This window comes from Devosia sp. (assembly GCF_034675085.1).
In the GTDB taxonomy this organism is placed as follows: Bacteria; Pseudomonadota; Alphaproteobacteria; order Rhizobiales; family Devosiaceae; genus Devosia.
Map to the genome: position 1 here is coordinate 1 of NZ_JAUCDN010000181.1, position 6885 is coordinate 6885.

A 6885-nucleotide genomic window follows, 5' to 3' on the forward strand; every position below is an offset into this window, starting at 1 on the left:
ATTGCACCGTGCCATCGGCGAAAAGCGGCTCGTCATGCACATGGGCCGAGCTGATATCGTTGACTCCGGGACTATCGGCATTGGTGAGCACGCCGACAACGCCCGGCGCCGCCGCCACCGCCGAAAGGTCCAGGCCGGTGATGCGCGCATGGGCCCGGGCCGACAGCGCCAGATAGGCATGCATGGTGCCCATGGGCTCGATCATATCGTCGATATATTCGGCCGTTCCCGTCACATGCTTGGGGCCGCTGTCATGCCGCGTCGGCCGGTGCAGGCTCGACAGGGGAATCGGGGCTTCGTGCTTGTTCATCAGGCGACCTCCCGGCTCAGCCGCTGCCCCTGTCCGGTGGTTTCCAGATAGAAGCGCCGCAGCAGGTTCTGCGCCGTCAGCAGCCGGTAATCGGCGCTGGCCCGCATATCCGAAATGGGCTGGTAGTCGCTGGCAAAGCTGGCCAGGGCCGCCTCGATGCCGGCTTCGGTCCAGGGCTGGCCAATAAGCGCGGCCTCGACGGTTTTGGCCCGCTTGGGCGTCGCCGCCATGCCGCCAAAGGCGATGCGCAATTGCGCCACCCGCCCATTCTCATCGAGCTTAACGCGGAACGCGCCCAAAAGGGCCGAAATATCCTCGTCGCGCCGCTTGGAGAGCTTGTAGACGGCAAAATGCTCATCCGAAGACAGCGCCGGCACGAACAGGCTCTCCACGAACTCGCCCGGCTGGCGGTCCTGCTTGCCATAGTCGATGAAATAATCCTCAAGCGCGATTTCGCGCCGCGCCGCGCCCTTGCGCAGGGTCAGCCGCGCGCCCAGCACGATGAAGGGCGGCGGCGTATCGCCGATGGGCGAGCCATTGGCGATATTGCCCCCGATGGTGCCCATATTGCGCACCTGCTCGCCGGCAATGCGCTTCCACAATTCGCGCAGCGGCGGGAACGCGGCACCGATTGCCGTCCCGGCCTGGCTATAGGTGACGCCGGCGCCGATGCGCAGGCCCTCCGGCCCCGCCTCGATATGCTGCAACTCGCCTAAGTGGCCGATAAACACCACCGGCCCGATGCGACGCATGAACTTGGTGACCCACAGCCCCACATCGGTGGAACCGGCAACGATGCGCGCGCCGGGATTGGCCTCCAGCACCGCGGCGAAATCGTCCAGCGAGGCCGGCACGATGATGCGGTTCTCGCCCTCGCCCAATTCGACCCGCCCGCCCGCCATCAGTCCGCGCAGGCGCGCGGCAATGGCCTCGCGCTCGGCCTGCAACGGATCGGCGCCCGCCTCGCCATAACGCGAGATGGCCTCGCCGGCGCGGATGATGGGCGCATAGCCGGTGCAGCGGCAGAGATTGCCCTGTAGGGCCTTTTCGATGTCGGCGCGGCCCGGATCGGGCTGGCGCATCCACAGCGCGTAAAGGCTCATCACGAAGCCCGGCGTGCAGAAGCCGCATTGGCTGCCATGCTGGTCCACCATGGCCTGCTGCACCGGATGCAGCGCACCGTCCTCGCCCTGCAAATGCTCGATGGTGACGACATGGGTGCCGTGAAGGCTGCCGAGAAAACGGATGCAGCCGGTGACCGATTCATAAATCAGCTCGTCCCCGAGAAGCCGGCCCACCAGTACGCTGCACGCCCCGCAATCGCCCTCGGCGCAGCCCTCCTTGGAGCCGCGCAGGCGCTTTTCCAGCCGCAGCCAGTCGAGCAGGGTGGCGTCAGGCGCCACATCGGTGAGGCTGATATCCTCGTCATTGAGAATAAAGCGGATAGCGGTGCCGGTCATGGTCAACTCCCCCTATAGGTGGAGTAGCCGAAGGGGCTGACCAGGAGCGGCACGTGATAATGCCTGTCCTCGGAAATGGTGAAGCGGATCGGCACCACGTCCAGGAACGGTGTTTCGATCTCCAGCCCCAGCCGCTCGAAATATTGCCCGACATGGAAATGAATTTCGAATTCGCCATGCTGGAACTGCTCTTCGTCCAGCAAGGGCTGGTCGACGCGCCCATCCTCATTGGTATAGCTGTCGGCGATATGGTGGGTATGGTCCCCATGCACGAACAGCAGCTCCAGCCGCATGCCCCGCGCCGGCTGGCCATGCGTCGTGTCCAGAACATGCGTGGTCAGACGTCCACCCGCCATTCTGCTGCTCCCTATCTGTCTCCCCGTAGAATAGATTATCGTATCGGCGGCGTTGCGCAATGCCAATTTTTTACCAACTGGTCCATTTTTGTCGGTTTGGTGACAATCAAAGCTGGCGCTAGAATAACGCCGTTCCGGAAAAACGAGGGCCGAAGATGAACCGCTATCCCCGCGACATGCATGGTTACGGCGCCAACCCGCCCAAAGCCAACTGGCCGGGCGGCGCCCATGTCGCGGTGCAGTTCGTGCTCAATTACGAAGAGGGCGGAGAAAACTGCATCCTGCATGGCGATGCGGCCTCCGAGGCCTTTCTCGTCGATGTGCTGGGCAGCCAGCCCTGGCCGGGCCAGCGCCACGCCAATGTCGAATCCATGTATGAATATGGCGCGCGCGCCGGCTTCTGGCGGCTGCATCGCCTGTTCACCGGTGCCGGCCTGAAGCTGACCATCTATGGCGTCGCAACCGCCTTGATGCGCGCCCCGGCGCAGCTGGCCGCCATGCAGCAGGCGGGTTGGGAAATCGCCTCCCATGGCCTGAAATGGGTGCAGCACAAGGATATGCCCCCCGAAGAGGAGCGCGCCCAGATCGCCGAGGCCATCCGCCTCCATACCATCGCCACCGGCGCCCCGCCCAAGGGCTGGTATACCGGGCGCTCCAGCCTCAATACCCTCGATCTGGTCTCGGAAACCGGCGCCTTCGCCTATGTCTCGGACACCTATGACGACGATTTGCCTTATTGGCGGGTGCATGAGGGCCGCCCGCAACTGGTCATCCCCTATACGCTATCGGCCAATGACATGCGTTTCGTCACCGCGCCCGGCTTCGACACCGGTGAGGAATATTTCACCTTCCTCAAGGATAGCTTCGATTGCCTTTATGCCGAGGGGCAGGCGGGCAGCCCGAAGATGATGTCGATCGGGCTGCATTGCCGGCTTGTCGGCCAGCCCGGCCGCTATCAGGGCCTCAAAAAATTCATCGACTACATCAAGGGCTTCGAAAAGGTCTGGGTGCCCACCCGCATCGAGATCGCCGAGCACTGGGCCCGCGAGCATCCCTACAAGGCCCCCGAAATCATCCCCTCGCAACTGGACCGGGAGACGTTCGTCGCCCGCTTCGGCTCCATCTATGAGCATTCTCCCTGGATCGCCGAGCGCGCCTGGGAGGCCGAGATGGGTCCGGCCAGCGACAGCGCGCTGGGACTGGGCTTCGCGCTACTCTGCCAGTTCCGCATGGCCAGCGAGACGGAACGTCTGGGCGTCTTGCGCGCCCACCCGGATCTGGCCGGCAAGCTCGCTGCCGCCAGGCGCCTCACCGCCGAATCCACTGCCGAACAGGCCTCGGCCGGGCTCGACGCCCTCACCGATGCCGAGCGCGCGCGCTTCACGGAACTGAACGCCGCCTATGTGGAAAAATTCGGCTTTCCCTTCATCATCGCCGTGCGCGACAACACCAAGGCGTCCATTCTCGCCGCCTTCGAGACGCGCATCGCCAATGACGCGAGGGAAGAATTCGCCGCCGCCTGCGCCCAGGTGGAGCGGATCGCCCAATTGCGGCTGAACGCGATCTTGGGCTAGCGCTCAGATCAGTCGCGCTGGCCGCCCGCAATGTCTTCGTCGCGCGTCAGGCCCATGGCCATGGCCAGCAGGGTCAGCCAGGGCAGGTTATGCCTCACCCAATTGCCCGATGGCGCGCCGATACTCATCAACAACTTACTCATCCAAGCAGGATGACAGAAATGTTTGAAGATTGAGTAACCTTGACGAAGCGTTTCTTTCGGGCGCGCCCTCCTGGCTTCCCCCCGCCGCCAAGCCGCATTAGTCTTTGTCCAAACCAAACCGGACTTGCCCGCCAATGGCCCAGACCTACGCCTTTCCGCCCGCCGGCCTGCCCGCGCAGATGACGCTCCATACCGGCCGCGCCGTCTTCACCGAGGCCTATGCGCTCATTCCTCATGGCGTAATGCGCGACATCGTCGCTTCCGCCCTGCCCCATTGGGACAAGACGCGGCTCTGGGTGATCGCCCGGCCGATGACCGGCTTCGCCGAGACCTTCTCCCAATATATCATGGAGGTGAGCCCCGGCGGTGGCAGCGCCCGGCCCGAGCCCAATGCCGAAGCCGAGGGCGTGCTGTTCATGGTGGGCGGCGAGGCCGAACTGACCCTGGAAGGCAAGGTTCATGCGCTGGCCGAGGGCGGCTATGCCTTCCTGCCCCCCGGCTGCACCTGGACGCTGTTCAACAAGGGCACCGAGCCGGCGCGCTTCCATTGGGTGCGCAAGCGCTACCAGCCCGCCGAGGGCATTGCGGCGCCCACTGCCTTCGTCACCAATGAAAAAGCGCTGCCGATCAACTGGATGGCCGGCACCAACGAGCGCTGGGGCACCACCCGCTTCGTCGAGCCCGACGATCTGCGCCACGACATGCACGTCAATATCGTCACCCTGGAGCCGGGCGCGGTCATTCCCTTCGAGGAAACCCATGTCATGGAGCATGGGCTCTACGTGCTCACCGGCAAGGCGGTCTATCGGCTCAACCGCGACTGGGTGGAGGTCGAGCCGGGCGACTTCATGTGGCTGCGCGCCTTCTGCCCACAGGCCTGCTATGCCGGGCCCGAGCGCTTCCGCTATCTGCTCTACAAGGATGTGAACCGTCATATGCCGCTGGGGCTGGGCCGGTGAATACGCTCGCCATCGAGCCGCTCACCGCCGCCGCCTTCGCGCCCTTCGGCCAGGTCATCGAACTGGAAGGCGCCCATCATTATCCCATCAACAAGGGCATGACCGAGCGCTACCACGACCTGGCGCGGGTGGAACTTGGGGGGGTGCATCCGCGCCCGCTCATCTCCATTTTCCGGGGCCAGCCCTATGCGCTGCCGCTGCGGCTGGAGATGGTCGAACGCCATCCCCTGGGCAGCCAGGCCTTCTATCCTCTGGGGGCGGCGCAATGGCTGGTCATCGTCGCCGAGGACCAGGCGGGCCGGCCGGTGCGCCCGCGCGCCTTCCGCCCCGCGCCGGGCCAGGGCGTCAACATCGCCATGAATGTCTGGCATGGCGTGCTGACCCCGCTGGAAGCACCAGCCGATTTCCTGGTGGTCGACCGGGGCGGAGACGGCAACAACCTCGAAGAGCACGTCTTCGAGACGCCCTGGACGGTCGGAACCTGACGCTTTCGCGCAAACCCCTGGCAAACTTCGGCTTTCTGCGGCATTCTTGCCTGGGAAAGGACGGTCCCATGCCCATTCGCTTTCTCGCCAGCCTTGCTTTTACCCTGTTCAGTCTTTTCGGCGTCGCCACCGCCGCCGACAGCGTCACCTTCACCGGCGAGGTGACCTACCGCGAGCGCATCGCCCTGCCCCCCGATGCACGGCTGCGCATGACATTGCTGCGCCTGCCCGGCGAGGGCGTGGTGGTCAGCGCCACCGGCCAGCCCACCGCCGGCGGCCAGGTGCCCCTCTCCTTCACCCTTGATGTGCGCAGCTCCACAATCGGGGCGGGCGGCAGCTATGGGCTGCGCGCCGAAATCCTCAGCGGCGGGCGGGTACTGTTCGCCAGCCCGCGCCCCGTCGCTGTCGATCCCGCCAATCCAGACGCCGGCCTCATCATCGTCAATCGCGCCGCCGGCCCGCGTCCCGGCCCGGTCGCTCCGGCTAACCCGCTGGCCGACACCCAATGGGTGGTGACCGCCATCGGCGGCACGCCGGTGCTGGCGCAAAGCAAGGTCACGCTGCAAATCATGGCCGACAATGGCGCGGGCGGGCGCGGCGGCTGCAACAGCTATTTCGCCGAGACGCGCTTCGAGGACAGCCCCCTCTCCTTCGGCCCGGTGGCGGGCACGCTGATGGCCTGTAGCGAGGCGTTGATGGAACAGGAGGGCCGCTATTACGACGCCCTGGCCAAAACCGCCGATTTCAAGCGCACCGAAAAGAGCCTGCATCTGCTCGACAGCGCCGGCACAATTCTGGTGGAACTCGAAAGGGCGCCCTGAGCGCGCCGGAATGCCGGGCAATTCTCCGTTTCAACCCACAGATGAAATGCTCTAGGCTTGGCGGGTTTGCAACCGGAGCCGTCATCGTGGCCGACATCGATACCGCCAGCCTCATTTCCCGCCTGCTCGACGTGATCGAACAGGAGGTCGCACCGGTGACGCGCCGCGGCGTTGCCCATGGCAACAAGCTCTTCGGCGCCGCCATCCTGCGCAAATCCGACCTGTCGGTGGTGGTGGCCGAAACCAATAACGAGGTGGAAAACCCGCTTTGGCACGGCGAAATACACGCTATCAAGCGCTTTTTCGAGATCCCGGCCGATCAGCGCCCCGACCCGAAGGACTGCCTGTTCCTGTGCACGCACGAGCCCTGTTCGCTCTGCCTTTCGGGCATCACCTGGTCGGGCTTCGACAATTTCTATTTCCTCTTCAGCCACCAGGACAGCCGCGACAGCTTCGCCATTCCCTATGACATCCAGATCCTGAAATCGGTTTATGCCGTGCCCGATCCGGACCGGCCCGCAGCCGCGCCCGACAGGCCGCTCTACAACCGCACCAATGCCTATTGGACCAGCCACGACATCATGGGCATGATCGCCGGGCTCGACCGCACCGCGCGCGAGGCGCTGACGGCGCGCATCGACGATTTGACCGGGCTTTATGCCGACCTGTCCGCCCTTTATCAGCGCGACAAGGGCAAGAAGGGCATTCCGCTCGCCTAGAGTGTTTCCAGCAAAAGTGGAAACGGTTTTGCGGTTCGGAAACGCGATAAAACAAAGG

Annotated in this window: 8 protein-coding genes and 1 pseudogene; 5 read left to right on the top strand and 4 right to left on the bottom strand. The window is 64.6% G+C overall.

The annotated features are described in order from the left end of the window. The 3 genes and pseudogenes from VDP82_RS11875 to uraH all read right to left on the bottom strand — a co-directional run. Positions 1–310 (bottom strand): annotated as a pseudogene (locus VDP82_RS11875) (xanthine dehydrogenase molybdopterin binding subunit); the annotation flags it as partial. Next, entirely contained in the window at positions 310–1770 is a 1461-nt protein-coding gene (xdhA, locus tag VDP82_RS11880; RefSeq protein WP_323015059.1) for a xanthine dehydrogenase small subunit, read from the bottom strand. The pseudogene VDP82_RS11875 and the gene xdhA, both read right to left, overlap by 1 nt. 2 nt (positions 1771–1772) lie before the next feature. Next, entirely contained in the window at positions 1773–2126 is a 354-nt protein-coding gene (gene uraH / locus VDP82_RS11885) for a hydroxyisourate hydrolase (RefSeq protein ID WP_323015060.1), read from the bottom strand. A gap of 155 nt (positions 2127–2281) precedes the next feature. On the opposite strand from uraH, the gene puuE reads away from it, so the two are divergent. Then, complete coding sequence (puuE, locus tag VDP82_RS11890; protein WP_323015061.1) at positions 2282–3700, top strand: allantoinase PuuE; 1419 nt, start codon at positions 2282–2284, stop codon at positions 3698–3700. A gap of 8 nt (positions 3701–3708) precedes the next feature. Here the strand turns inward: puuE and VDP82_RS11895 are convergent, their stop codons facing one another. Continuing rightward, a complete protein-coding gene (locus tag VDP82_RS11895; RefSeq protein ID WP_323015062.1) occupies positions 3709–3831 on the bottom strand; it encodes a hypothetical protein in 123 nt (40 codons plus the stop codon). A gap of 146 nt (positions 3832–3977) precedes the next feature. Here VDP82_RS11895 and VDP82_RS11900 point away from each other — a divergent pair, with 146 nt between their 5' ends. From VDP82_RS11900 to VDP82_RS11915, 4 genes are all read left to right on the top strand, one after another. Next, complete coding sequence (locus VDP82_RS11900; protein WP_323015063.1) at positions 3978–4802, top strand: bifunctional allantoicase/(S)-ureidoglycine aminohydrolase; 825 nt, start codon at positions 3978–3980, stop codon at positions 4800–4802. Further along, positions 4799–5287, top strand: coding sequence for an ureidoglycolate lyase (locus VDP82_RS11905; protein WP_323015064.1), 489 nt, complete (start codon positions 4799–4801; stop codon positions 5285–5287). Before VDP82_RS11900 ends, VDP82_RS11905 begins: the two co-directional genes overlap by 4 nt. 68 nt (positions 5288–5355) lie before the next feature. Further along, positions 5356–6108, top strand: coding sequence for an META domain-containing protein (locus VDP82_RS11910; RefSeq protein ID WP_323015065.1), 753 nt, complete (start codon positions 5356–5358; stop codon positions 6106–6108). A gap of 41 nt (positions 6109–6149) precedes the next feature. Continuing rightward, on the top strand, positions 6150–6827 hold the full coding sequence (locus tag VDP82_RS11915) for a nucleoside deaminase (RefSeq protein ID WP_416347109.1): 678 nt from the start codon (positions 6150–6152) through the stop codon (positions 6825–6827). Positions 6828–6885 lie beyond the last annotated feature (58 nt).